This is a genomic window from Rhodothermales bacterium (assembly GCA_039944855.1).
Taxonomy (GTDB): domain Bacteria; phylum Bacteroidota; class Rhodothermia; order Rhodothermales; family JANQRZ01; genus JBBSMX01.
On the sequence record JBDUXZ010000008.1, the window covers coordinates 1 to 24,178 of the forward strand.

Annotated in this window: 20 protein-coding genes and 1 pseudogene; 10 read left to right on the top strand and 11 right to left on the bottom strand. The window is 69.9% G+C overall.

The window, feature by feature from the left end; all coding sequences use genetic code 11:
* The coding region (locus ABJF88_05360; GenBank protein MEP0546340.1) for a bacteriophage abortive infection AbiH family protein at positions 1–705 on the top strand (705 nt) is incomplete at its 5' end.
* A 47-nt stretch (positions 706–752) separates the two neighbouring features.
* On the opposite strand, the gene ABJF88_05365 is transcribed toward ABJF88_05360, so the two are convergent.
* The 3 genes from ABJF88_05365 to ABJF88_05375 all read right to left on the bottom strand — a co-directional run bounded on the left by ABJF88_05365 (position 753) and on the right by ABJF88_05375 (position 4,671).
* Entirely contained in the window at positions 753–1,784 is a 1,032-nt protein-coding gene (locus tag ABJF88_05365; GenBank protein MEP0546341.1) for a site-specific integrase, read from the bottom strand.
* Positions 1,771–3,912, bottom strand: coding sequence for a hypothetical protein (locus ABJF88_05370; GenBank protein ID MEP0546342.1), 2,142 nt, complete (start codon positions 3,910–3,912; stop codon positions 1,771–1,773). The genes ABJF88_05365 and ABJF88_05370 overlap by 14 nt, the downstream gene beginning before the upstream one ends.
* A gap of 324 nt (positions 3,913–4,236) precedes the next feature.
* A complete protein-coding gene (locus ABJF88_05375) occupies positions 4,237–4,671 on the bottom strand; it encodes a transposase (protein MEP0546343.1) in 435 nt (144 codons plus the stop codon).
* A gap of 373 nt (positions 4,672–5,044) precedes the next feature.
* Here ABJF88_05375 and ABJF88_05380 point away from each other — a divergent pair, with 373 nt between their 5' ends.
* Positions 5,045–6,163, top strand: a complete 1,119-nt coding sequence (locus ABJF88_05380; GenBank protein ID MEP0546344.1) for a replication protein RepA — start codon at positions 5,045–5,047, stop codon at positions 6,161–6,163.
* 377 nt (positions 6,164–6,540) lie between these two features.
* Here ABJF88_05380 and ABJF88_05385 read toward each other — a convergent pair whose 3' ends face one another.
* The 6 genes from ABJF88_05385 to ABJF88_05410 all read right to left on the bottom strand — a co-directional run bounded on the left by ABJF88_05385 (position 6,541) and on the right by ABJF88_05410 (position 11,785).
* Entirely contained in the window at positions 6,541–7,536 is a 996-nt protein-coding gene (locus ABJF88_05385; GenBank protein ID MEP0546345.1) for a potassium channel family protein, read from the bottom strand.
* Between the two features lie 4 nt (positions 7,537–7,540).
* The gene (locus ABJF88_05390) at positions 7,541–7,876 is read right to left on the bottom strand and encodes a cytochrome c (GenBank protein ID MEP0546346.1); all 336 of its coding nucleotides are present in this window, start codon (positions 7,874–7,876) and stop codon (positions 7,541–7,543) included.
* 26 nt (positions 7,877–7,902) lie between these two features.
* Complete coding sequence (locus tag ABJF88_05395; GenBank protein ID MEP0546347.1) at positions 7,903–8,973, bottom strand: DUF305 domain-containing protein; 1,071 nt, start codon at positions 8,971–8,973, stop codon at positions 7,903–7,905.
* A 138-nt stretch (positions 8,974–9,111) separates the two neighbouring features.
* A complete protein-coding gene (locus tag ABJF88_05400) occupies positions 9,112–9,522 on the bottom strand; it encodes a four-helix bundle copper-binding protein (GenBank protein MEP0546348.1) in 411 nt (136 codons plus the stop codon).
* 88 nt (positions 9,523–9,610) lie between these two features.
* Positions 9,611–11,053 (bottom strand): ATP-binding protein, encoded by a 1,443-nt coding sequence (locus tag ABJF88_05405; protein MEP0546349.1) that lies wholly within the window; start codon positions 11,051–11,053, stop codon positions 9,611–9,613.
* Between the two features lie 3 nt (positions 11,054–11,056).
* The gene (locus tag ABJF88_05410) at positions 11,057–11,785 is read right to left on the bottom strand and encodes a response regulator transcription factor (protein MEP0546350.1); all 729 of its coding nucleotides are present in this window, start codon (positions 11,783–11,785) and stop codon (positions 11,057–11,059) included.
* A 244-nt stretch (positions 11,786–12,029) separates the two neighbouring features.
* Here ABJF88_05410 and ABJF88_05415 point away from each other — a divergent pair, with 244 nt between their 5' ends.
* The 8 genes from ABJF88_05415 to ABJF88_05450 all read left to right on the top strand — a co-directional run bounded on the left by ABJF88_05415 (position 12,030) and on the right by ABJF88_05450 (position 22,156).
* Positions 12,030–12,863, top strand: coding sequence for a DUF3347 domain-containing protein (locus ABJF88_05415; GenBank protein ID MEP0546351.1), 834 nt, complete (start codon positions 12,030–12,032; stop codon positions 12,861–12,863).
* Between the two features lie 3 nt (positions 12,864–12,866).
* Positions 12,867–14,339 carry a TolC family protein gene (locus tag ABJF88_05420; protein ID MEP0546352.1) on the top strand — a complete coding sequence of 491 codons (1,473 nt, stop codon included), beginning with the start codon at positions 12,867–12,869 and terminating at the stop codon, positions 14,337–14,339.
* Between the two features lie 49 nt (positions 14,340–14,388).
* Entirely contained in the window at positions 14,389–15,771 is a 1,383-nt protein-coding gene (locus ABJF88_05425; GenBank protein ID MEP0546353.1) for a copper oxidase, read from the top strand.
* Positions 15,772–15,878: 107 nt separating this feature from the next.
* A complete protein-coding gene (locus ABJF88_05430) occupies positions 15,879–16,427 on the top strand; it encodes an RNA polymerase sigma factor (protein ID MEP0546354.1) in 549 nt (182 codons plus the stop codon).
* Between the two features lie 17 nt (positions 16,428–16,444).
* Positions 16,445–16,702: a heavy-metal-associated domain-containing protein gene (locus ABJF88_05435; GenBank protein ID MEP0546355.1), complete on the top strand. Its 258-nt coding sequence runs from the start codon at positions 16,445–16,447 to the stop codon at positions 16,700–16,702.
* Between the two features lie 131 nt (positions 16,703–16,833).
* Positions 16,834–19,377, top strand: a complete 2,544-nt coding sequence (locus ABJF88_05440) for a heavy metal translocating P-type ATPase (GenBank protein ID MEP0546356.1) — start codon at positions 16,834–16,836, stop codon at positions 19,375–19,377.
* A gap of 291 nt (positions 19,378–19,668) precedes the next feature.
* Positions 19,669–21,666 (top strand): copper-translocating P-type ATPase, encoded by a 1,998-nt coding sequence (locus tag ABJF88_05445; protein MEP0546357.1) that lies wholly within the window; start codon positions 19,669–19,671, stop codon positions 21,664–21,666.
* A complete protein-coding gene (locus ABJF88_05450) occupies positions 21,641–22,156 on the top strand; it encodes a hypothetical protein (GenBank protein ID MEP0546358.1) in 516 nt (171 codons plus the stop codon). The genes ABJF88_05445 and ABJF88_05450 overlap by 26 nt, the downstream gene beginning before the upstream one ends.
* Before the next feature lie 55 nt (positions 22,157–22,211).
* Here the strand turns inward: ABJF88_05450 and ABJF88_05455 are convergent.
* Together ABJF88_05455 and ABJF88_05460 are read right to left on the bottom strand one after the other, a co-directional pair.
* A pseudogene (locus ABJF88_05455) lies at positions 22,212–22,715 on the bottom strand (HAD-IC family P-type ATPase).
* 94 nt (positions 22,716–22,809) lie between these two features.
* The gene (locus ABJF88_05460) at positions 22,810–24,168 is read right to left on the bottom strand and encodes an NAD(P)/FAD-dependent oxidoreductase (protein ID MEP0546359.1); all 1,359 of its coding nucleotides are present in this window, start codon (positions 24,166–24,168) and stop codon (positions 22,810–22,812) included.
* Between the last annotated feature and the right edge of the window lie 10 nt (positions 24,169–24,178).

Sequence of the window (24,178 nt, forward strand, 5' to 3'; positions counted from 1 at the left end):
AACCACGACTACCAATACGAGATGGGGGAGGTGCTCGAAGCCCTGTCGCGTCGGCTTGTCGAGGCGATTGCGGAGTGGATCGGTGGCGTGCCTATACCAAACCCCGGCCATCTCCCTCTCCTCTTGAGGGTAGAACCCGACTCTAGATTCATCTCTTTTAATTACACGAGCACGCTAGAAAAACTTTACGGCGTCGACCCGCGCCGTGTGCTATACATCCATGGATCGAGCGAATCGGGTGGGGGGCCTATCGTACTGGGACACGGCTGGAAGCAGGAATCCGTCGGGCATTCTGACGAATGGGATGAGGAACTCCGTGAGCGGGACCCGAGGGTGCAAGAGGGTGAACAAATCATCCAACAGTACTTCCAAGACACGCTCAAGCCGACGGCGGCCATCATCGAGCAAAACCAGGCTTTTTTCGATTCACTCGCAGGTGTAGGAGAGGTTTACGTCTTAGGCCATGCTCTCTCGCCGGTCGACCTCCCATACTTCAAATCGATCGTAGACGCGACCAGCGGAGCTCCGCCCCGCTGGCTCGTCTCCTATTATGCACCCAGCGAAAAAGAGAGCCACACCGAGGCTCTCCGATCCATCGGAGTCGAGGGAGATCGACTTGACCTTTATCCGATCCGTAAGTTCATCCGTACCTCGTGCGCAGACCGGGTTATCGAAGGGGACCTGAGCACACTCTGGAACGGCTGAGGTGTGGCGATAGGCGAGCGGACTGCAACGGCGGGGGGCTTCTCCGGTCAGAGCCCGAGGTCATCGGTGGGGTTCTCGTCGAAGAGCTGCCCCTCGCGGATGTACTCCCGGAGCACGCGCTCGCTCTTGTGCCGGGTGTGCCGCATGATCGAGCGCTCGTGGGCGCCCGCCTTCGCCGCCTGCGTAGCGAACCCGGCGCGGAGCGAATGCCCTGCGTAGGCCGTAGGGTCGAGCCCAGCGCGGCTCGCGGCCCGCTTCACGATGCGCGCCACGGACCCCGGCGCGAGCGCCGTGTCGCCTACGTTGCCGTGGCGGTCGACGGCACGGAAGAGGGGACCTTCCGTTATTGCAAAAAACCGTATCCACTCCCGCACGGCACGCACCGGGCACGACAAAGGCCGCTCCCCGTAGTGGATACCCAGCACGGCCCCCGCCCCCTCCTGGTCCGCCTTCGAACGCCGGAGCCGCACACGGAGCCCGTCGGCCCCGAAAGCGAGGTCACTTACGGTGAGTGCGGCGAGCTCGCTCCGCCGCAGCGCCCCGGCGAACCCGAGCAGCAGTAGGGCGCGGTCGCGCCGCGCGCTCACCGTCGGCTCCCACGTACCGTCCGGACGCTCTAGCGTTGGCAGCGCCTCGACCATCGCCACGACGTCGGCGGTCAGCGCCGGAGCCACCTTATCCTTCGCCCGCCCGAGCGTGCGGACGAGCCCGGCCCACACCGAGTGCAGCGGCTCCTCGCGCGTGGAGGCGGGGGAGGGGAGCCCGCTCATCCGGTGCGCCTGGCTGATGGCGGCGAGCCGCCGCTCCAGCGTCGACACCTTCAGCGCCTCGCTCCCGTCGGAGGGGGCCGCTTTATCCGCTATATATAACGTGACCGTCTCCGGGCTCGCCGGCAGCGCGTCCCGCCCGTGCTCGCCGCACCACGACCGGAAGCATCGCCAGTCGGCGCGGTAGGCCCGCTTGGTATTCTCGGCCTTCGCTTGCTCTGCAAAGGCTTGGGCGGTGCTCCTGACGGCCGAGAGCGCGGTCTCAACCGGGTGGCTCAGTTCGCCGTTGTGAACGGGATCAGCTTTGCGCATCGGTCCAGGTGTGACAGAAGAAGCGTGCCGCATTAGTGTTAAACGAGAAACCCTCGTCGAGCACGGTGCAACCACACGTCAGATAGTCTTCGCTGCAGATCGTGCATACGACGTCGTCGAGGATCCAGGATGTCGCGACCGTGATGGCTCCCGATTTGAGCGCGGATTGGAGCACCATAGCACCGGGCGGGGCGGACGCCTTCGTGTCGACCGCGATTGACCAGCGAAGTCGTTCCTCCGCCTCGTCGAACCACGTCCGAGCCTGGAACGCCTCGCCGACCACCTCCCGCTCGATGAACAGCCCGCTCGGCGTATCCAGTACGAGTGGATCGACGTCAGAACAGCTCCGTCCGGACTGGTGCGCTGCGGTTCGCCCCGCCCAGTCGGCGACCTCATCTTGGGTTTGTGGCACGGTGAACCCGACGGCATCGAGCCAGTCAACGAGATCCGAAACCGGGCCGGCCGCGGAAATAGAGACCTCACGGTCGCCAACGGGGTAGGCGACTGTGAAGGAAAGCACCGTCCTGCTGTGACGCAATCCATGGGCGTCAGCGCACTCCCGGATGGCCTGGAGAGTGTGGGACACCAACGCCGGATCCTCGACCTCGTGGACTACGGGCGTCAGGTTGATGTAGTCGTCTCGGTACTGTACCCACATCTCCTGCGCTGGCAGACCAACGACGCCCCCGTTTCGCTTGATGATCTTCCTGAGGTGCAGCGTGCCTAGCTCCATCAACGAATGGAGATGCTCTGGGTGCTCAGGGTCTGGGACGAACTGGAATGGACGGAACCACCTGTCGCACCCTGACGGCTCCGGTCGAGGACGCATCGCTATGCGGACGTACACCCCGTCACCCGGCTGCATCGCGTACGGGACTAAAAGCGACGTCAACTCCCGTTCGTTCGTCACCCTCATCACAGGATCCATCTCCACGTCGGCCTCCGAGGGAGCCGAAGGCTCATGGGCCTCGGTGACCCCCTCGGCTCCTTCAAGATCGCCTCGGCCCCCACCGAGGTACTCGCCCACGAGGTAGTTGTCCCGGTAGTAGTCATTGACGACGCGCTTCCATAGCGCGATGGGGAGAGGGTGGTCGGTCCTCCACAATTTCGTGTACTCCGTTTGTTTGGGCGCGGCGTCGAGGTTCACGTCGAGCCGCGCCACCATGCCCTCATCGTCGTACATGCGTACGGCGCCGTCCAGGTGCACCACCTCGCCGGTGGCCTCGCCCACGATCGAGTGGACGTAGCGGCACCCGTACCGGTCACCGACGGCTGCGGACGGCGAGTCGCGTACCTCCTCTACTTCGAGCGTGTGCTCCCCACCCCGCGAGTACCAAAAAAAGTCGGTGTGGTCGATCTGGCTGAACAGCTTCTCGCGCGGCGTGCTCCCGTGTCGCGTGACACCGGTCGGAATGGAGGCGAGGTCGTCGGTGAAGGCGGGTCCCCACCAGAACTGGAATTCGGATCGTCGCCCGTAGGTCTCAGCCAGCCCAACCAAGTCCCGGTCCAGCGCGAGCCGCACCTCGACCCCCTCGGCGAGGAGGAGGTCCATCGTGTCGAAGAACGCGTCGTTGAGCGTGTTATACCGTGAGTACGACCGACGGAAGAAGGGGTGTGCGAAGACAGCGAGCCCGTCGACGTCGAACACTCCGCCGCCGAGGTGATTCAATCCATTCACGACGACGAGTCCGTCTTTGTCCTCGGACGCGTACAAGTCGGGGCGCACGTCCCCGAGCAACCCCTCGCGCAAGAGGCACGCGGCGTCGGCGTAGAACAGAGATGCCTCCACGCCTGCATCCGGCATCAGTCGGCGCAACTTGCCCTCGTGCGGGCGGCATTCGTCCTCAACCCGTCGAGCGAGGTGGTTGTAAAACCGATTCTTGAGCTCCGTCTTGTCCTCATCGGTCTCCGCGAGGAGCGACTGCCCGAGTGACCACGTCCGGCCGGGCTCGAAGATGAGCGCGTAGGGCCACGACCAGCCCATGAGACGCTGATGATCGTGGGCGATCAGCTGGGGGACGCCGTCGTCCCACGACGACCACTGGGCCCCAGCGTAGGCGCCGGCCGTGACCTTGATGCCGTACCGGTTGACAGCGTCGGTCCCATAGGGAAAGATGCGTTGCTTCATGAGGTGAAGGTAACGCCTAGCGCCCGATAAGATTCCCTTATCGAACGCTAGAAAATAGCTCCTCTGGACCCCAGGCAAGATCGTCTAATCAGGTGTAACAGTCGCGGGCCGACTGCGCATCTCGTAGCGAGAGCTGCTGCCTGCCGAGTGCCCGTTCGCGCTCCTATCTCTTCACAGCGTGACGACGAGCAGGTCGCCAGCCTGCTTCCACCGCGGCGACGTGGCCGAGACTCCTTGAGCCCTGCGCTAACGCGTCGAGATAGGATAGCGGGCAGATCGGTGCAAAATCTCGCAGTCGTGACGATCCTCCTCTTCACCTCCCCGCTACTGCGAGGAGACCCGCCCCTCAAACGCCTCCCCGCCCGTCTCTGCTACGGGCACCGTCGTCACCAGGTACCGCCGCACGAACACGGCCCCCGTCCGGCGGATCGACTCGAACTCCTCTTTCAGCGGCCCCGCCACGTCCTCGCGCAACCGCGTCGCGATCACGTTCGGCGAGAGCATTGGCGATGCCTCCACGTGGACGACCACCACCGAGGGGTACGCCCTCAGAAAGGTGATCTCGCACGCCAGCCCCGCCGCGGTCGCGCGCATCAGTTTTTCCACCCGAGCATTCGCCGCCGCATCGGCGAAGAACGGCCGGCGACGCCTCGTATAGAAGACGAAGTAGTACTTCACGTAGTGGACGGCCCACCCGTCGTCACGGAAGTCGGGCGACGGCGGACTCGGTGCGGCAGGAGGATCGGACGTGGCTGTCATCGCTCGGGGATTCCAGAGATCAACCCTATAAGGTACCTCTTCCTCCACCGTCGCCCCCACTTCAGCCTGGCGAGTACGGCGAAGGCTCCTTGCTAGACACCTCATTGTCAAACAACTTATTTGTTTGACAAAAATTACCGACCACTCCTTACCTTTCCCCGACCGGCTCTCACGACGAGCCGGGGGCGGTTCGCCGCATGGCCCTGTCATCACAGCGCGGCCGAACTCCTCGTCGTAAGGAGTCCGACCTCGATTCCATCCACGTCGGGACCCCGAGTCCAGCGACGGTCCGCCGAACGAGCCCTCCGGGATAGGTCGCAGCGGAGGGGATGCAGGCGTCGCAGGGTGAGGGTCCGCCTCTACCCCTTCGACCATGAGCCGCCTCTCCCACGTCGGCGACCGCTCCGCCGCCGGACGCGAACCCGCACGCGCCGCCGACACCCGTAAGGCGAACCGGACCCGCCGCCTCGAACGCATCCTCTCCCTCGGTGCACGCGAGGACGGCGCCGTCGCCATGAACCCGAGCCTCTTCGTCCAGGCGATGCTCCCCCACCGGGAGGTCTACCTCCTCGACGCCGACGGACGCCCCGTCGAGGCCCGCACGGGGAGCACCCTCGCCGACGGCTCGCCCGAGACGGTACGCCTCCTCGCCACGCACTACAGCGCCACCAACGGCGAGTTCACCCTCACCGTCCGCGCCGGGATGACGAAGGGGCCGTCGGTCGCGCACCCCCAGATCTCCCGCGGCGTCCCCTACGGCGGACTCGCCCGACTCCTCCTCTGCTTCGTCATCACCGAGGCTCGCAAGCAGGGCACCCCCTCCATCGACCTCGGCCGCACGCTCACGGCCTTCTGCGAGCGCGTAGACATCACCCCCTCCGGCGGCAACAACGGCCGCATCCGCTACGTCCTCGACCAGCTCCAGCGCCTCGCCACCTGCGTCGTCACGTTCGAGTGGGAAACCGCAGGGCCGGGCCGCCGCGACCTCCGCGGCGAGAACGTCCTCGTCGTGGACGCCTACCACTTCTGGCACCAGGCCTCCAGCACAGCGCAGGACATCGGGGGATCGAACGCGATCCGCGAACCCGCCGAGGGCGGCACGATCACGCTCGCGGATAAGTTCTGGAGCGAGGTCGTCACGTCGTGCTTCCCCCTCGACTTCCGCAAGGCGCAGTTCTTCCGCGCCCACCCCACCGCCTACGACCTCTACCTCTGGCTCACCTACCGCCTCGGGAGCCTCCAGCGGCAGGGCCGCCCCTCCCTCGCCGTCTCCTACGACGACCTCCACGCCCAGCTTGGCAGCCACTACCGGACCGACGAGCACGGCGCGCTCACCCGCGCCGGCAAGAGCGAGTTCGGCCGCAGCGTCCGCCACGCCCTCGACACCGTCCGCCAGGCGTGGCCCGAGCTCGACGTCGCGACCCCCCGTGGCCGCCTCGTCGTCCGCGCCACCGGCCCCGACGTCGAGCACCGCCCGCCCCGGCATCGATGAGGTGAAGCCACTACAGGACCGCAGGAACGCCCTTACAACATCAGGCCCTAGCGTGGGACCCCACTACCAGATAGCGCGGTCCCGAACGCGCATCGACGGGCACCTGGAGCGCCGGGATTGCTGCCGGCCTCACCGACCACGTACTTGATTCTCCGAACCTGCCCGCACACGACTCGCGGTGGTCTGTTTCGGTCTTACTCTGAAAGGAGGGAGGGCGTAACGTGGCACCGAACGACTTCGATTTCGATATCCGACCCGTGCCGGCCACCGCCGCCAGAGCTGTACGGAGTACACGATCAAGCCGGGGAGAAACTGGCCCGGAAGCCCCGTCATCCATACCCGCGACAAGGAGCCTTACCAGAGATCCGATAGCACATTCAGCTGACGACGCTCCAATCCCATCCCGTGTCGCGGACGAGCGCGTGGAGCAACCGACCTTCTTGGGCGTCCGCTCTCTGGGCCTGGTCAAACTCCCCTGCGTCGACGACAGGGATCCCCGCGTCCGCGAGGTCCTGGAGGCTCGGGTGGGGCAGAGGGTCGGCGGCGGCGGTGACAAACCCTCGGCGGAGCGTGCCGAGGTAGCCCTCTACGGCGCGGTGGGCGGGGACGAGCACGGCCGGCGCGGGACGCACGTCGGGCGCGACCGCGTGGGAGAGCAACCCGAGCGCCTCGGCGAAGGCTACGATCGCGGGGCCCGCGGCCGTCCGTCGTTCCGTGCTGTGGAAGTAGTGGACGACGGGGTAGGCGAGGTGCCGCTGCGTGTGCATCTCCAGCTCGGGTATGATCTGGCCGAGGTGCTGCTCGAACGACGAGAAGCCGCTGCCGTCCCACGCCGTGAGGACGATCTCTACGGGCGACCGACCGAGGTCATCGAGGTGGGCGGCGAGCTTCCGCTTCGCCGCCACGGCCGACACCACGGGCACGAGGTACGTGATGGCGAGGGTGACGACGAAGAGCCCGCTGAGGGCGGCTACGGCCGTCGCGATCTCCCACCCGTCCGTCGTCGGGACGTAGTCCCCGTTCCCCATCGTGAAGAGGGTGAAGCCTACGAAGTAGACCGTGCTGGCGAGGTCGGCAGGCTCGCCGGTCTGGGCGCGGGCTACCGAGCCGTCGGCGGACTCGAAAACGAGGACCCACCCCGTCCAGAGCCCCGCCACCCACCACAGGAAAGCGAGGAAGAGGAGCGCCGGGCCGACGACGGCGAGGAGACGGTGGGTGCCGCCGGCGGCCCGGTGAACGGCGAGCGCCAGCGACCACAGCCCCCGCGCCAACCCCTTCGTGACCGGTCCCGCCCCGTGCGGGGCGAGCGTGGTCCAGAGCGCGTCGAGAAGGACCAGGAGCAGGAGCGCGATGCCCGCGAGGAGTAGCAGCATGGGGTCAGTGGACGTGGTCGTGTCCGTCGTCAGCGCGGGGCCGGGCCGCGGAGGAGTCCGCGGCCGTCCCGGACCGAGGGGTTGTCAGGGCCGCATACTCCGCCTCCGTCATCTCCGGGAGCCGCTCGGCGAAAGCGACGATCTCCCAGAGTTCCTCGTCGCTGTGCGTCGGGCCGAAGGCGGGCATCCCCGCCATCTTGATCCCGTGCGCGATGATCCAGTAGACCTCCTCCGGCTCCCACTCCTCGGCCTCCTCGCTCAGCCGGGGAGGCTTGGGTGCCATCCCCTCGCCGATCACGCTCCGCTCGTGGCCCGGTGCCCCGTGGCAGGTCTGGCACATCTCGGCGTACGCCACGGCCCCGCGCGCTACCCGGGCCGAGTCAGCGTAGCCGTCCGGCACGGCGATGTCGCCTGCACGGGCTCGGATCGAGGTCTCGGAGGTAGTGTCGAGGTACCACCGTTCGAGCGCGCTATGGCCCTCGTCCGCGGCGACATCGTAGAGCCCGGTGTAGGGGAAGACGAGGGCGAGCGCGGTGAGGACGGTGAGCGTGGCGAGGACGGTGAGGGCATACCGCATGAGAGGGAGGGGCCTTGCTTCGAGAGCGGCGGAGACTGTCGGCGGGTCGGGGCTACCGAGACGACGGGGTTACCGAGGCGACACGGTTCGGACGACGGGCGTGCCGTGTCGTGGAGCATGACGTGGAGCGTCGCCCCCGGTGGCATGGCCGCGTCGAGCGCGAGGGGCACCCGCTCCGTCACCCCGTGCATGACGAACGAGCGGCCGAGGATCGTCGAGGCGTCGGGGCCACCCTCTGCGGCTTCGGGGTGAACGACGACCCAGGCGTCCGACTTCACCTTCACCGAGTCGAGCACGAGGACGTCGCCCCGCAGGGGGCTCGGCCCGAGAAAGAGAGCGGGAGCGCCGGGCACGTCCTCGTCGCCGCCCTCGACCGGAGGGACAGACGGCGGGATCGGCTCGCCGCCCTCGTAGTCCGAGCCCTCCAGGTCGGCGATGAGCGCCTCCATCTCGGCGATCTCGGCCCGCTGCGCCCGGATGATCTCGTCGGCGAGGCGGCGCGCGCGGGGGTCGGAGATCTCGGCCCGCTCGCTCGTCAGGATCGCAATCGAGTGGTGCGGGATCATCGCCTTCATCCACCCCAGGTCCTGCACCGTCGTCTGGCTCCGGGCAAAGAAGAGCGCGAGGGCGAAGACGACGGCGCTGCCGACGAAGATGGCGACGTTCTTCCGCTTGTCGTCGTACATCTTCAGCATGAAGGCGAGCATGATCACGGCCATCGTGGCGCCCATGTAAAGCGCCATCCAGAACCGCGTCTCGCTCCACCACACGTGGGTGAACTTGTACGCCGTAGAGTACATGAGGACGAACATCACCACCGTCGAGGTGGCGATCATGGCGAGGAAGCGCTTGTAGGACATGGGAGCGGGCGCTACGGGTGGGGACGGGTGAGAACGTGCGGGACATACAGCGACAGCCCCCGCCCTGCCGAGGAGATCACGGCGGAGCGGGGACCGCTCGACCTTCACGTCGGGCGAAGACGTGTCCTTACGTGCGGGCTAAGCAGTAGCCTTCGGCAGCGCGTCGAGGAGCCGGTCGCACGACTGCTCGCAGCGGCGGCAGGCCTCGGCGCAGATCCGGCAGTGCTCGTGCTTGTCCTTGTGCTTCTCACACTCCTCGGCGCAGGTCCGGCAGGCGGTCCGGAGCGAGGTGACCTGGTCGCGGATGAGCCCCCACGTCGGCTCGGTCTGACGGGAGAGGACGCGGCCCGTCGTAGCGCAGATGTCGGCGCAGTCGAGGTCCGTGCGGATGCAGCGGCGGAGCATGTCGAGCTTCTCCTCGGCGAGGCACGCATCGGCGCAGGCCGTGCACGCCTGCTCGCACTCGAAGCAGTCCTCGATGCAGGCGACGAGGGCGTCGAGGTGACTGGCAGGGGACGGATGGGCGGAGAGGATCTGCTGGGTAACCATGAGCTGCGAAGGGAGAGGTGTAAGAGGAGAGGTGTCCCCCTCTTACAGGGTAGCCCCGGAGGAGTGCCCGGCCTAACCTTAAATGCCGCTAAGGTTCGCTTGCCGCACCCGACCGCGGACGGCATGCGAGGCACGGGAGGACCACCTCGAACTCGGCCCCCTCCCCTACCCCCGGGCTTTGGGCGTGAACGTGACCACCGTACCCCTCGGCGATGGCACGGACGATGGCGAGGCCGAGCCCGCTGCCCGGCTCGGATTGGACGGCCGCGTCGTCGGAGCGGTAGAACCGGTCGAAGAGCCGGGCGGCCTCCTCCGGTGAGAACCCGACGCCGTTGTCGCGCACGACGAAGCGGGCCGCCCCGTCGCCGTGGGAGAGGCGTACGTCGACACGCCCGCCCTCCGGGGTGTACTTCACCGCATTCGCGAGGAGGTTGTCGGCGACCTCAGCGATGGGGGACGCCTGAGCCGCGATCACGACGCCGGGAGCGACATCGCCGTGGAGAGCGAGGCCTTTGGCTTCGGCGATGGGCCGTGCCCGAAACAGGCGATCCTCGACGAGGGCGGAGAGGTCGAGGCGGTCCTCGGCCCGCTTCGTGAGGGTGTCGGCGCGGGCGAGCTGGAGGAGGCCCTGCACCGTCGCCGTCATGCGCTCGATGTCGAGGAGGAGGCGGCGGAGGGCGTCGCGGTAGTCGGGGGCCTCGCGGTCGCGGCGGAGGGCGACCTCGGCCTCGCTGCGGAGCGTGGCGAGCGGCGTGAGCAGCTCGTGGGCCGCGTTCGCCGTGAACCGCCGCTCGCGCTCGACGGAGCGTTCGAGCCGGTCGAGGAGGCCGTTGAACGTCTCGGCGAGGTCGGTCAGCTCGTCGCGCGGGCCGAAGTCGGCGGGGAGCCGGGCCGAGAGGTCGCGGGCCCCCATCTGTCCTGCGGCCTCCGTCATCGTCGAGATCGGCCGGAGCGTCCGCCGCGCGAGCCACCACCCCGCCCCGAGGGCGAAGCCGACGCCGAGGAGGACGCCGAGGGCGAGGGTCACGGCGAGCCGGTGGAGCTCCCGGTGGAGCGACCACTCGAAGCCGGTGAGCTCGAGCCAGCCGAGGACGGGGCCGTCGTCGCCGCGCCGGAGCGGGACCGTGCGCGTCCGCGCCGGGAGCCCATCCCACACGATGCTCGCCGACGTCTCTTCGGCCTGGCCCGGGAGCGCGACGGGGAGCGACGGGTACGCCTCGAAGTTCGGGCTCCGGTAGCGGACCTCGCCTTCGGGCGTGAGCAGACGGACGTACGTGCCGTAGACGCCTTCCGATTGGTACGCCACCGACGTCAGCTCGTCGAGCCCCTCGAAGTGTGGTCCCGCGGCGTCGACGGCGACGAAGGGGAGGAGCTCGCGCTGCTCGTGCGTGAGGTGGCGGTCGAAGTCGCGGTGGAGGGCGACGTGGAACCCGGTGTAGCAGAACGCGGCGAACGCGCTCAAGAGGAGGAACAGCGTCAGGCTGTACCAGAGCGTGAGGCGGAGCGAGATCGGGAGGGGGCGGCGGAGCATGGCTCAGGCCTCGTCCGAGGTCGCGGCGCTCGCGCTCGTGAGCCGGTACCCCACGCCGCGCACGGTTTCGACCTCCGGGGCGCGGGCACCCGCCTCGCGCTCGGCGTCGGCGAGCTTCTGGCGGAGGCCGGAGACGGTCACGTCGAGGGCGTTGTCGGTGACGTAGAGCGCGTCGCCCCAGACCCGCTCGGCGATGACGGTCCGCGAGAGGACAGCGCCGGTGCTGCGGAGGAGGAGCTCGAGGAGGGCGTGCCCCTTCGGGCGGAGGTTGAGGAGAGCCTGGCGGTCCGGCCCCGCGAGCGTGACGCGGCGGCTCACGGTGTCCATCACGAGGGCGCCCTCACGCAGGGTAATCTCCTGTTGCTGGAGCGGAGGGCGTCGGAGGAGGGCCCGGAGCCGCGCCACGAGCTCCTCGAAGGCGAACGGCTTGGGGAGGTAGTCGTCGGCGCCGGCTTCGAGCCCGGCCACGCGGTGTCCGACGTCGCCGAGCGCCGTGAGCATGAGGACGGGCTCGGAGCGCCCGTCCGCCCGTAGCGCCTCGACGATGGACTTCCCGTCGCCGTGGGGGAGCCGCCAGTCCACGACGAAGGCGTCGTAGCCGTTCGCGAGCGCCTTCGCCTCACCCTCCGCCGCTTCGCGGGCGAGGTCCACGGTGAACCCCTCCTCTTCGAGCCCGCGCTTCACGCTGTCGCCGAGGCGGACTTCGTCTTCGATGAGGAGGATCCAGGCCATAGCGGGTGAGGGTGTGGGCCTCAAGGTAGGGGTCTTCGGGGTGACGCCTCTGATTAGGAGCTCACCTTTGCGGGATTTCAGGGGACGCTCAGGTTGGCGACAGGGAGCGCGGCGTAGGCTTCAATCGCCCTTAATCGCCCGCCGAACGTGTGCCCGGATGACACCTTTGCGGGATTTAAGGCCGCGCGCAGCAACGTCGGTGGGGCCGCGCCGTTTCCCTACCGCCCACCACACACCCAACGCCATGCGCTCCTCCCTCTTCCTCGCCCTCACCGTTCTCCTCGCGGCGTGCGCCTCCCCCGGCACCGTCTCCGTCCCCGACGACCACCCCGCCTCGCTCTCCGCGGCGCCGTCTCCGCACGTCGTAACGGTCGCATCGCTCGATCCCGTTCGCCCTCCCGTTCTTCCGGCCCCGCTCCGCCCAGACGGCCATCCCCCGGCGGGCAGCGAGGCGGGGATGGACCACGGCGCGACCTCGCACACCCCGGCCGCGACGATGGAAGCGGACGAGGCCTCGATGAGCCACACGGCCCGCCACCACATGTCCGGACGCTGGGGCGACGACGACGATGACGCCCCGGAGATGACGCCTGCCGCCGGGGACCTCACCGCCACGCTCGACGCCTACCTCGCGGCCCAATCCGCGCTCGCCTCCGATGACCTCGGCGCTGCCACCTCCGCTGCTCGCACCCTCGCCGAGGGGCTCGCCACGCTCGATGCTAGCGAGGCAGGGGCGATGCGGGCCCACGCCCGAGCACTCGCCGGGGCCGACGACCTGGCGTCCGCTCGCGTTGCCTTCGGGAAGCTCAGCGCGCCGTTCGTCGCCTTCGTCGAGGCGACAGGCGTGCCCGAGGACTACGACGTCGCTCGGTTCTCGTGCGGGATGTTCCGCGACGTGCCGGAGGGAGGCGTGTGGCTCCAGCGTGGGGACGAGGTGCGCAACCCGTACTACGGGAGCGCGATGCTGACGTGTGGCTCCCACGATCACGCGATGCCGGAGATGGAGCACGGGGCGATGCCGCACTTGGGCGGCGGCTCGACGGACCACAGCGAGATGAACCACGACCACCGCCCCTGACCCATGCCCCTCCCCCGCACCGCCTTCGCCCTTCTCACCACCGTCGTCATCGCCGGGTGCGCGACGGTCCGCCCGCAGGAGGCGTTCGACGACGTCGAGGCGATCGTCGCTGAGCGGTCGCCGTACCGCGTAGCCTGGACGACGGACTCCGACGAGGACGGTGCCGCGGACACCGCCGTGGCGGACCTCCTTGCCGACTCGCTCACGGCCGACGAGGCCGTCCAGATCGCCCTCCTCAACAACCGACGTCTGCAGGCGACCTACGAGGATCTCGGCGTGGCGCAGGCGAACCTCGTCCAGGCCGGCCTCCTTTCGAACCCCGTCTTCGGCGCCCGCGCGCTCTGGCCGCTCGAAGAGAGCGGTCCGCCCGACCTCGGCTTCAACGTCGCCGTCGAGTTCCTCGAGGTGTTCTACCTCCCGCTCCGCAAGCGGATCGCCCGGAGCGAGCTGGAGGCCGCCCAACTCCGCGTGGCCTCGGCCGTGCTCGACCTCGCGGCCCGGACGCGCTCGGCCTACGTCCGCGCCCAGGCCGACGCCGCCCGCCTCGCCATGCAGCGTCGCGTGGTCGCGAACGCCGAGGCTGGGTACGAGGCCTCCCGCCTCCTCCGCGAAGCGGGCAACGTCCCGGCGACCGACCTCCTCGCCGAACAGGCGCTCTACGAGCAGGCCCGCCTCGACCTCCTCGTAGCCGAGGGCGCGGCCGTCGAGAGCCGCGAGGCCCTCGTCCGGCTGATGGGGCTCTTCGGCGAGGCCGCCGACCTCCGCCTCGCAAGCACACTCCCGCCCGTTCCCGAGACCGAGCCGGAGCTCGTCCGCGTCGTCGAAGGCGCTGGCGAGTCCCCGAACCCTGAGGCGTTCGACACCGCAGCGCTCGAACGAGCCGCCCTGGAGGCGAGCCTCGACCTCGCGGCGGCCCGGCAGGACCTCGTCACGTTCGGCCACCGGATCGGCCTCGCCACGCCCGAGGCGCTGCTCCCCGAGCTCGAGGTGGGCGGCGAGATCGAGCGCGAGGAGGGCGAGTGGGAGGCCGGTCCCGAAGTCGAGATCGTGCTCCTACTCTTCGACCAGGGGCAGGCCCGCCGGGCCGCCCTCCGCGCCGAGCTCCGCCGTCGGCAGGCGCTCTACTACGCCGTCGGCGTCGAGGTCCGCTCGGCAGCGCGGACCCTCGCCCAGCGCCTCGCCACGACGCGGCGCACGGCGCTCCAGTACGAGCGCGTGCTCCTCCCGCTGCGGGCCGAGCTCGTCGCGCAGACGCTCCTCCGCTACAATGCGATGCAGACCGGCGTCTTCGGCCTCCTCCAGGCGCAACAGCTGGAGATTGACGCGGCCCGCCGCTACTTCGACGCCCTCGCCGCCTACTGGGAGGCCCGCGCCGACCTCGACCTCCTCCTCCAGGGCCGGATGCCCGCGCTCGACGGGACCGGCCTCGCTCTCCCGTCCGGCGGAGGCCCCGCCATGCGCGACGCGGGCCACTGACCCGGGCCGTCCAGACGGCCCTCTCCGTTCTCACTCGACCCCGACCCCGATGTCTTCCTTCTCCCGCCGCGACTGGATGAAAGCGAGCGCCGCCGCGCTCGGTGGCGCCGCGCTCGGCTCGGTCCGCCGCGCCGCTGCACTCCCCGCCGAGTGGGACGGCGAAGCCGCCGCCCGGGCGCTCGAACCCGCCGCCGGCGGGGCCGTCCGCCCCCGCATCCCCGACGACCTCTCGACGCCCTACGTCGGCGACCGGCCGCCGCGTGTGCACACGCCCAACGGCTCGTCCATCACCGGCCGCCGGGCCGACGACGGGGCGTGGGTCTACCACCTCGTCGCCGAGGAGGTGCAGCACGAGTTCGCGCCCGGCCTCACGGCCACGTGCTGGGGCTACAACGGGCAGGTCCACGGCCCCACCTTCGAGGCCGTCGAGGGCGACACCGTCCGCGTCTACGTCACGAACCGGCTTCCCGTCGCCACGACGGTCCACTGGCACGGGTTCTTCCTCCCCAACGGGATGGACGGCGTGGGCGGGCTGAACCAGCCCGTGATCCCGCCCGGCGAGACGTTCGTCTACACCTTCCCGATCCGCCAGAACGGGACGTTCATGTACCACAGCCACCACGACGAGATGACGCAGATCGCGCTCGGGCTGACGGGGATGTTCGTGGTGCACCCGAACACCCGGGGCGAGATCCCGGAGGTCGACCGCGACTTCGCCATCATGCTCCACGAGTGGGCCGTCGACCCGGGCACGAGCCGGCCGGACCCCAACGAGATGAGCGACTTCAACGTGCTCACGATGAACGCGAGGGCGTTCCCCGGCACCGACCCCCTCGTCGTCGGGCACATGGACCGGGTGCGCCTCCGCTTCGGCAACCTCTCGCCGATGGACCACCACCCGATCCACCTCCACGGGCACTACTGGAAGATCGTCGGCACCGACGGCGGGCGGATCCCCGAGGCCGGGCAGTGGCCTGAGACGACGGTGCTCGTCCCCGTCGGGAGCACGCGGACCGTCGAGTTCACGGCCGACGCGCTCGGCGACTGGGCCATGCACTGCCACATGACGCACCACGTCATGAACCAGATGGGCCACGAGTTCCCCAACATGGTCGGCGTCGACGCCGCCAAGCTCGACCGCGAGGTGCGCCCGCTCGTCCCGGGCTACATGACGATGGGGCAGGTCGGCGGCGACGACATGGGCGCCCACGTCGAGATGGGCCACATGCCCGTCCCCGAGAACTCGATCCCGATGGTCGGCGCTGCCGGGCCGTTCGGCTACATCACGATGGGTGGGATGTACACGAACATGCTCGTCCGCCCTCGGCCCGTCGACTACGACCGGTTCCCCGGCTGGTACGAGCACCCGCCTGGCACCGTCGCACACGCGGTCTCGGCCGAGGTCGCCGCCCGCGACGGCGTCCGGGTCTGAGAGATCTCGGACGATCAATCTCGGAGGGCAGCGGGTGTAACCGGCGCGGGGGCGCGGCGTCTTCTCGGTAGATGACCTCTTCCCCGCTGCCTACACGCCCTACCCCCATGCCGCCCTCCGATCCCATCCCCGACCTCGTCGAGCACCGCCGCCGGCTCGTCCGCTACGTCCGCTCGCTCACGAACGATCCGGACCTGACGGAGGACGTGGTGCAGGAGGCCCTCCTCAAGACCCTCCGCGCCGCCCCCGACATCACGGACGAGGACGCCCTCACGGGCTGGCTCTTCCGCGTCGCGAAGAACACCGTCATCGACCTCCATCGGAGCCGACAACGGGAGGCAGAGCGGCTCAATCGCCTAGCCTGGGAAGTGGAGGGTGCCGACATCCAACCACCTCCGGAGGACGAAGACGTCCTCTGCGCCTGCTACGAGGCGCTCCTCCCGACGCTCAAGCCCGAGTACGCCGAGCTCATCTCGGCCGTCGAGCTCGGGGACGAGGCACCGGAGGCCGCCGCCGACCGGCTCGGCATCACGCGGAACAACCTCAAGGTCCGTCGCCACCGGGCACGGCAGCAGCTCCGCCAGCGTCTCGAGGAGTCGTGCCGCGCCTGCGCCGAGCACGGCTGCCTCGACTGCACCTGCACCACCCTTTCCTGAATCCAATCCCCACTGCCATGAACACGAACACCCAGCACGACCTCACCGAAGACTCTGTCTCCACCGAAGACTCTGTCTCGGAAACCATCACCATCGAAGGGATGAGTTGCGGCCACTGCGTCGGCGCCGTCCGCCGCGAGCTCGTAGCGCTCGACGGCGTCGAGGTCGAAGGCGTCGCCGTCGGCGAGGCCCGCATCCGCCGCGATCCCACGCGGGCAGACCGCGAGGCCGTCGAGGGTGCTATCGAGGACGCCGGCTTCACGCCCCGCGGATAGCCCACCCAGAGCGCGAGCCTGTCCTGCCGCCCCGGAGCCTCCGTGCCCCGGGGCGGTCGCCGTGTAGGCGAGGTGCCCTGTAACCGGTGGGAGAGGGTGGCGTCTTCCCGGTGAACCTACCATCTACGACCATGGTTACCCTGCGCTCCGCCCCGCCATCTCCGTCCGCCGATGCGTCGTCTGACGCCGAGGGCCTCTCGCTTTCGCTCCCCGTCGAGGGAATGACGTGCGCCTCGTGCGTCGGTAGTGTCGAGCGTGCACTCGGCCGGACCCCGGGTGTTACCGAGGCTTCAGTCAACCTCGCGACGGAGCGGGCTACGGTCCGCGTCCGGCCCGGCACCGAGGCCGGGGCGCTCGTGGATGCCGTCGAGGCGACGGGCTACCACGTTCGCACCGAGGAGCGGGACCTCGGCATCCGAGGGATGACGTGCGCGGCCTGCGCCACCCGGGTCGAGCGGGCGCTCCGGCAGATCCCCGGCGTCCTCGACGCGACAGTCAACCTCGCGACGGAGCGGGCACACGTCGTGCTCATCGCAGGGGCCGTGTCCACGCCGACGCTGGCCGAGGCCGTCGCCGAAGCGGGATACGAGGCGCTGAGGCTCGACGAGGCGGACGATCCGGCCGACGCAGAGCGCGCCGCTCGCGAGGCCGAGCGCTTGCGTCTGCGGCGACGCGTGCTGATCGCCGCCGCGCTCACGGCCCCGCTCTTCCTCCTAGAGATGGTGCCGATGCTCGTGCCCCCGCTCCATCACTGGCTGGCGGCGACGGTCCCCATCCAAGCGCTTCGGGCCGTCGCCTTCGTGCTCGCGACGGCCGTGCAGTTCGGGCCGGGGCGGCCGTTCTACCGCCACGGGCTCGCCGCCGTCCGCCACGGGAGCCCCGACATGAACACGCTCGTCGCGCTGGGGACGAGCGCGGCCTACGGCTACTCCGTCGTCGCCACCTTCCTCCCCTCGCTCCTGCCGGCGGGGACGGCCCACGTCTACTTCGAGGCCGGGGCCGCCGTCATCACCCTCGTCCTGCTCGGGAAGTACTTCGAGGCGCTCGCGAAGGGGCGGACGAGCGAGGCCGTCCGCCGCCTCCTCGACCTCCAGGCCAAGACGGCGCGCGTCCTCCGAGACGGGCACGAGGTCGAGGTCCCCATCGAGGCCGTCGCCCTCGACGACCGCGTCCGCGTTCGCCCCGGCGAGCGCATCCCCGTCGACGGCGTCGTTGAGACCGGGGCCTCGTTCGTGGACGAGTCGATGGTGACGGGCGAGCCCGTGCCCGTAGAGAAGGGCGAGGGCGACGAGGTGGTCGGCGGCACCGTCAACGGGACGGGCTCGTTCGTCTTCCGCGCCTCCCGTGTCGGGGCCGACACCGTGCTCGCGCAGATCGTCCGCCTCGTCGGCGAGGCGCAGGCGTCGCGGCCCCCGATCCAGGCGCTCGCCGACCGCGTCGTGGCCGTGTTCGTCCCGGTCGTGCTCGTCGTCGCGGCTCTCACGTTCGGGCTCTGGCTCGGGTTCGGGCCGGAGCCGGCCCTCCCGTTCGCGCTCGCCGCGGCCGTCGCCGTCCTCATCATCGCCTGCCCGTGCGCGATGGGCCTCGCCACGCCGACGTCGGTGATGGTGGGGACGGGGAAAGCGGCCGAGCTCGGCGTGCTCTTCCGCAAGGGCGAGGCGCTCCAGACGCTCCGCGAGGTCAGCGTCGTCGCCTTCGACAAGACGGGGACGCTCACGATGGGCCGCCCCACGCTCACCGACCTCACCGTGATGACCGGCTTCGACCGCGACGCCGTACTCGGCCTCGTCGCAAGCGTGGAAGCCGCGAGCGAGCACCCCATCGCTCGGGCCATCGTCGAGTCGGCGGGGAGCGAGGGGCTCCCCACGCATACGGTCGACGGGTTCGAGGCCGTCCCAGGGCGCGGGGCGGTCGGGGTCGTGGCCGGTCGATCGGTGGCGGTGGGGTCCGGGCGGTTTCTGCGGGAACGCGGCGTCGATCCGGCCCCGCTCTTGGCCGAGGCCGAACGGCTCGCTGCTGAGGGCAAGACCCCGCTCTTCGCCGCCCTCGACGGTCGGCTCGCCGCCGTCCTCGCCGTCTCCGACCCCGTGAAGGAGGAGGCCGCGGCCGTCGTCGGATCGCTCCACGCGCGTGGCATCCGCGTCGCCATGATCACCGGGGACAACCGCACGACCGCCGCCGCCGTCGCCCGCCGCCTGGGGATCGACGACGTGCTCGCCGAGGTGCTCCCCGGCGAGAAGGCCGAGGCCGTGCGCCGTCTCCAGCATGCCGGCGGGAGCCGCCCCGTCCGGGTCGCCTTCGTCGGCGACGGGATCAACGACGCCCCCGCCCTCGCGACGGCCGACGTCGGGATCGCCATCGGCACCGGCACCGACGTCGCCGTCGAGGCGGCCGACGTCGTCCTCATGGCGGGCCACCTCGGCGGGATCCCCCGTGCCCTCGCCGTCTCGCGGGCGACGCTCCGCAACGTCAAGCAGAACCTGTTCTGGGCCTTCGCCTACAACGCCGCCCTCATCCCCGTGGCGGCCGGCGCGCTCTACCCGGCGTTCGGCCTCCTCCTCTCGCCCGTCCTCGCCGCCGCCGCGATGGGCCTCTCCAGCGTGTTCGTCCTCACGAACGCCCTCCGGCTGCGCCGATTCGAGCCGGAGACCGCTGCGGCCGGCCCGTTGGCTTAACACCTTTTAAGGTGAGGGGATGCGACGTTCTCCGACGGGCGTCGTACCTACGGCTAGCGCATCCACCCAACCCTACGAACGATGGATCGTCACCCGCACCACGACCCTAGCGATGAGCCTGGGCTGAAGCAGGCCGAGCTGCGCGAGGCTGCCCACGAAGGTCCCCACGGCTCCCACGCCGACGGCCACAAGAGCGCCGTCGAGGAGCACGACCCGGCCGAACACGCCCACGAAGCCCCCGACCACGCCCCGGCGCCCCACGACGGGCACGCGGGCATGGACCACGGCACGATGGATCACAGCGGGCGCGCTGGAGGGGGCGGGCATCACGAGCACCACGCGATGATGGTGGCCGACTTCCGCCGTCGGTTCTTCGTGAGCCTCGCCCTCACCGTCCCCATCGTCGCGCTCAGCCCGATGATCCAGGGCTGGCTCGGGTTCACGCTCACCTTCCCCGGCGCCGTGTGGGTGCTGGCCGCGCTCTCCGCGTTCGTCTACGTGTACGGCGGCTGGCCCTTCCTCACCGGGTTCGTCGAGGAGGTGCGCGAGCGGCGGCCGGGGATGATGACGCTCGTGGCGATGGCGATCACCGTCGCCTTCGTCTACTCCCTCGCCGTCGTCCTCGGCGTCGAGGGGATGCTGTTCTTCTGGGAGACGGCCACCCTCATCGACCTCATGCTCGTCGGGCACTGGATCGAGATGCGGAGCGTGATGGGGGCGTCCGCCGCGCTCGAAGAGCTCGCCCGGCTGATGCCCGACGAGGCCCACCGCCTCACCCCGGACGGTTCCATCGAGGAGGTCCCCACCGCCTCGCTCCGCGCGGGCGACCGCGTCCTCGTCAAGTCGAGCGAGAAGGTGCCCGCCGACGGCGTCGTGGTCGACGGACGGAGCGCGGTCAACGAGGCGGCGCTGACGGGCGAGTCCGTTCCGGTCGAGAAAGGCGACGGCGATGAAGTCATCGCCGGGAGCATCAACGGTACGGGGGCACTCACGGTCGAGGTTCGGCGGATGGGGGAAGAGGCCTACCTCAGCCAGGTCATCGGGCTCGTTCGCGAGGCGCAGGCGTCGAAGTCGAAGACCCAGGACCTCGCCAACCGCGCCGCCTTCTACCTCACCGTCGTCGCGCTCTCCGTCGGCGCCCTCACGTTCGCCGTGTGGTTCTTCTTCACCGACGCCGGCCTCGGGTTCGCCGTCGAGCGCGCCGTGACGGTGATGGTCATCGCGTGCCCCCACGCGCTCGGCCTCGCCATCCCCCTCGTCGTCGCCGTCTCGACGAGCCTCAGCGCGAAGAACGGGCTCCTCATCCGCGACCGGGCCGCCTTCGAGCGGGCGCGGCTCCTCGACGCGCTCGTCTTCGACAAGACGGGGACGCTGACGGAGGGCCGCTTCGGCGTGACCGACGTACTCGTCGCCGAAGGCGTCGCGGAAGACGACCTCCTCGCGACGGCCGCCGCCGTCGAGGGCGGGAGCGAGCACCCCATCGCCGCCGGCGTCGTCCGCACGGCCGAGGAGCGAGGATTGGCGGTACCCGCCGTCGCTGACTTCGAGGCCATCACGGGCAAAGGCGTCCGAGCGACCGTGGGCGGCACCGAGGTCCAGATCCTCAGCCCCGGGGCCGTCGAGGCCGAGGGCCTAGCAGTACCTCCTTCACTCCACGACCGGGCCGAGGCGCTCGGCCGCGAAGGGAAGACCGTCGTGTGGGTGGTGCGGGGCGGGGCCGTGCAGGGCGCACTCGCGCTCGCCGACGTTGTTCGGCCCGAGTCGAAGGAGGCCATCGATCGTTTGCACGAACTCGGCGTCGAGGCCATCATGTTGACGGGGGACAAGCGCGAGGTGGCCGAGCACGTCGCCCGCCAGATCGGCATCGACCGCGTGCTGGCCGAGGTGCTACCCGACCAGAAGGCGGCGGCGATCCGCGCGCTCCAGGCCGAGGGGAAGGTCGTCGCGATGACGGGCGACGGGGTCAACGACGCCCCAGCCCTCGCGACCGCCGACGTCGGGATCGCCGTCGGGGCCGGGACGGACGTGGCCGTCGAGACGGCCGACGTGATCCTCGCCCGGAGCGACCCCCGCGACGCCGTCCGCATCGTGGCGCTCGCGCAGGCGACCTACCGGAAGATGGTGCAGAACCTGTGGTGGGCCGCCGGCTACAACGTCGTCGCGATCCCGCTCGCGGCGGGCGTGCTGGCGTGGGCAGGGATCGTGCTGAGCCCCGCCGTCGGCGCCGTGCTCATGAGCCTCTCGACGGTGATCGTCGCCATCAATGCCCGGTTCCTCCGCGTCGACTGACTGGGTGCACAACATGCTCCGGGGCTACCCCTCGCTCCCGCTGAAGCGCATCGCCCTGTGGGGCCTCGTCCTGAACGCCGTGTGGGAGTTCGGGCAGTGCACCGTTTTCTACGACATGTGGGACTGGGGCTTCTGGCGAGCGACGGCGTGGATGTGGGGTGCCATCCTCGGCGATGTCGTGATCGTCCTCGGCGTCGCGCTTGGCGCCGCGCTCATCGTCGGATCTGATCGGCTCCGTCCTCCGGACGTCGTCGGGTGGGCCGCGCTGCTCGGGGTCGGGTTCGTGGCGAGCGTCGGGCTCGAGTGGGCGGCGCAGGCCCTTGACTTGTGGGGCTACAGCGAGCTCATGCCGACGGTCACGGTCTTTGGGCATACCGTTGGGCTCTCGCCCGTCGTACAGGTGACCTTCATCCCTGCGATCTCCTTCTGGGGCGGCTCCAAGCACGTGCTCGAATCGGCCAACGAACGCTCTGGTCGTCAGGGCCCATGACTAGGGCCTCAGGCCCGTCCTCTTTAGGCACCTTCGACTCGTTCTTATAGCGCCCTCACTCTCGATAGGCGAGCAGCCGGAGCGCGTTGAAGACGACGAGGAGCGTGCTCCCCTCGTGGAGCGCCACGGCCGGGCCGATGCCGAGCCCGAAGATCGTCGCCGGGACGAGGAAGACGACCATGCCGAGGCTCATCCACAGGTTCTGCCGGATGATCCCCCGCGTCTTCCGGCTCAGCCCGACGGCGAACGGGAGGTGCCGGAGGTCGTCGGCCATCAGCGCCACGTCGGCCGTTTCGAGCGCTACATCGCTTCCCGCCGCGCCCATCGCGATGCCGACGGTCGCGTTCGCCATCGCGGGCGCGTCGTTGACGCCGTCGCCGACCATCGCGACCTTCGCCTCTCGGCTGAGCCGTTTGATCGTCTCGACCTTATCGTCGGGCATGAGGTCGCCGCGCGCCTCGTCGAGCCCAACGGCCTTTGCCACGGCGTCGGCCACGCGCTGGTTGTCGCCCGAGATCATCACCATCCGCTCGATGCCTATCGCAAGGAACCGAGCAATCGGGGTGCCACCTAGAATAAAACTGTTGGCGAATCTCGGAGAGCGGCCCTACATGCTCGACTAGGTCGCGTCGCTCGCGCATCGGCGGGTGGCGTCATACCATGTAGGGCACGTCGGAGGCGTGGGTGGGGTAGGCCCAGATCGTCTCGCGGAGCGCGCTCACAGGGATCCCGTGGCGGACTGCGAGCGCGAACACGTTGACGAGGTCGTCGACGCCCGGCCCGAGGAGGTGGGCTCCGACCACACGGTCCTCATGTGTGAGCACCTTGTATCCGGCCACCTCGGCCCGTACCCGGCGGTACGTGTACCAGGCGGCTGTGTCGCCCGCGTGGACCTCGACGTCGAGCTCGCGCTCGGCGGCCTCGGCCTCGGTCAGCCCGACGCGGGCGACGGGCGGGCCGGTGAAGGCGACCGACGGGACGCCCTCGTGGTTCGGCGTCCGGTGCAGGCCATCCAGGAGGTTCGAGGCGACGACGTGGGACTCGTGCGAGGCCACGGGCGTAAGCGGCGCACCGCCTGAGGCGGCACAGTCGCCGGCGGCCCAGACGCGCTCGTTCGAGACACTCCGGAGGTGGGCGTCGACGGTGACCCCGGCGTCGGTATGCTCGACCCCTGCGGCGCCGAGGTCGAGGTCCGTGATCTCGGGGACCCGTCCCGCTCCATGCACGACGAGGTCGGCCTCGAGCGTCTCGCGCTCACCGCCGTCCGTCTCGACGGTCACGCGGAACGCGTCACCCGAGCGCTCGACGCCGACGACCGACGTGCCGACGCGGAGGTCGACGCCGAGGTCGCGAGTGTGGTCGGCGAGGCGGCCCACGAGGTCAGGGTCGAACGCTTCGAGCGGGCGGACCCCGCGGTGGACGACGGTCACGTCGGCGCCGGCCCGGACGGCGATGTGGGCGAACTCCATCGAGACGTACCCGCCGCCAACGAAGAGGACGCGGCGCGGGAGCGCGCGGAGCCGGAGGAAGTCGGTGCTCGTCGCGACGTGCTCGGCGCCGTCGAACGGGAGCGGGACCGGGCGGGCGCCGGTCGCGACGAGGAGGTGCTCGAACGCGAGCCGCCGCTCGCCGCCCTCCGTCTCCACGACGACGGCGTCCTCTGCCACGAGGCGGGCCCGGCCGTGGAGCGTCTCGATCCCCTTCTTCTGGAACCCGGCCTCCTTCGACTCGGGGACCGGCTCGGTGAACGTCAGCTTGAACGCCATGAGGTCGGCCCAGTCGACGCCGACGCGGCCGGCGGTCCCGTGCCCCTCCATCCTCCGGGCGAGGTCAGCGACGTGGGCGGCCCCGACGAGGACCTTCTTGGGGTCGCACCCGCGGAGGGCGCACGTGCCGCCGTAGGGCCGCGAATCGACGACGGCGACGCGCCAGCCGGCCGCGGCCGTCTTGTTGGCGGCGGTGGTGGCGGCGGCGCCGGTGCCGAGGACGACGAGGTCGTAGGGATCGGGCATAGGGAGTCGG

What these genes read in the sequence shown, in the direction of transcription:
- ABJF88_05365 (MEP0546341.1), bottom strand. Translation starts at nt 1,784, where the DNA reads ATGCGCAAAGCTGATCCCGTTCACAACGGCGAACTGAGCCACCCGGTT.
- ABJF88_05370 (MEP0546342.1), bottom strand. Translation starts at nt 3,912, where the DNA reads ATGAAGCAACGCATCTTTCCCTATGGGACCGACGCTGTCAACCGGTAC.
- ABJF88_05375 (MEP0546343.1), bottom strand. Translation starts at nt 4,671, where the DNA reads ATGACAGCCACGTCCGATCCTCCTGCCGCACCGAGTCCGCCGTCGCCC.
- ABJF88_05380 (MEP0546344.1), top strand. Translation starts at nt 5,045, where the DNA reads ATGAGCCGCCTCTCCCACGTCGGCGACCGCTCCGCCGCCGGACGCGAA.
- ABJF88_05385 (MEP0546345.1), bottom strand. Translation starts at nt 7,536, where the DNA reads ATGCTGCTACTCCTCGCGGGCATCGCGCTCCTGCTCCTGGTCCTTCTC.
- ABJF88_05390 (MEP0546346.1), bottom strand. Translation starts at nt 7,876, where the DNA reads ATGTGCCAGACCTGCCACGGGGCACCGGGCCACGAGCGGAGCGTGATC.
- ABJF88_05395 (MEP0546347.1), bottom strand. Translation starts at nt 8,973, where the DNA reads ATGTCCTACAAGCGCTTCCTCGCCATGATCGCCACCTCGACGGTGGTG.
- ABJF88_05400 (MEP0546348.1), bottom strand. Translation starts at nt 9,522, where the DNA reads ATGGTTACCCAGCAGATCCTCTCCGCCCATCCGTCCCCTGCCAGTCAC.
- ABJF88_05405 (MEP0546349.1), bottom strand. Translation starts at nt 11,053, where the DNA reads ATGCTCCGCCGCCCCCTCCCGATCTCGCTCCGCCTCACGCTCTGGTAC.
- ABJF88_05410 (MEP0546350.1), bottom strand. Translation starts at nt 11,785, where the DNA reads ATGGCCTGGATCCTCCTCATCGAAGACGAAGTCCGCCTCGGCGACAGC.
- ABJF88_05415 (MEP0546351.1), top strand. Translation starts at nt 12,030, where the DNA reads ATGCGCTCCTCCCTCTTCCTCGCCCTCACCGTTCTCCTCGCGGCGTGC.
- ABJF88_05420 (MEP0546352.1), top strand. Translation starts at nt 12,867, where the DNA reads ATGCCCCTCCCCCGCACCGCCTTCGCCCTTCTCACCACCGTCGTCATC.
- ABJF88_05425 (MEP0546353.1), top strand. Translation starts at nt 14,389, where the DNA reads ATGTCTTCCTTCTCCCGCCGCGACTGGATGAAAGCGAGCGCCGCCGCG.
- ABJF88_05430 (MEP0546354.1), top strand. Translation starts at nt 15,879, where the DNA reads ATGCCGCCCTCCGATCCCATCCCCGACCTCGTCGAGCACCGCCGCCGG.
- ABJF88_05435 (MEP0546355.1), top strand. Translation starts at nt 16,445, where the DNA reads ATGAACACGAACACCCAGCACGACCTCACCGAAGACTCTGTCTCCACC.
- ABJF88_05440 (MEP0546356.1), top strand. Translation starts at nt 16,834, where the DNA reads ATGGTTACCCTGCGCTCCGCCCCGCCATCTCCGTCCGCCGATGCGTCG.
- ABJF88_05445 (MEP0546357.1), top strand. Translation starts at nt 19,669, where the DNA reads ATGGATCACAGCGGGCGCGCTGGAGGGGGCGGGCATCACGAGCACCAC.
- ABJF88_05450 (MEP0546358.1), top strand. Translation starts at nt 21,641, where the DNA reads ATGCCCGGTTCCTCCGCGTCGACTGACTGGGTGCACAACATGCTCCGG.
- ABJF88_05460 (MEP0546359.1), bottom strand. Translation starts at nt 24,168, where the DNA reads ATGCCCGATCCCTACGACCTCGTCGTCCTCGGCACCGGCGCCGCCGCC.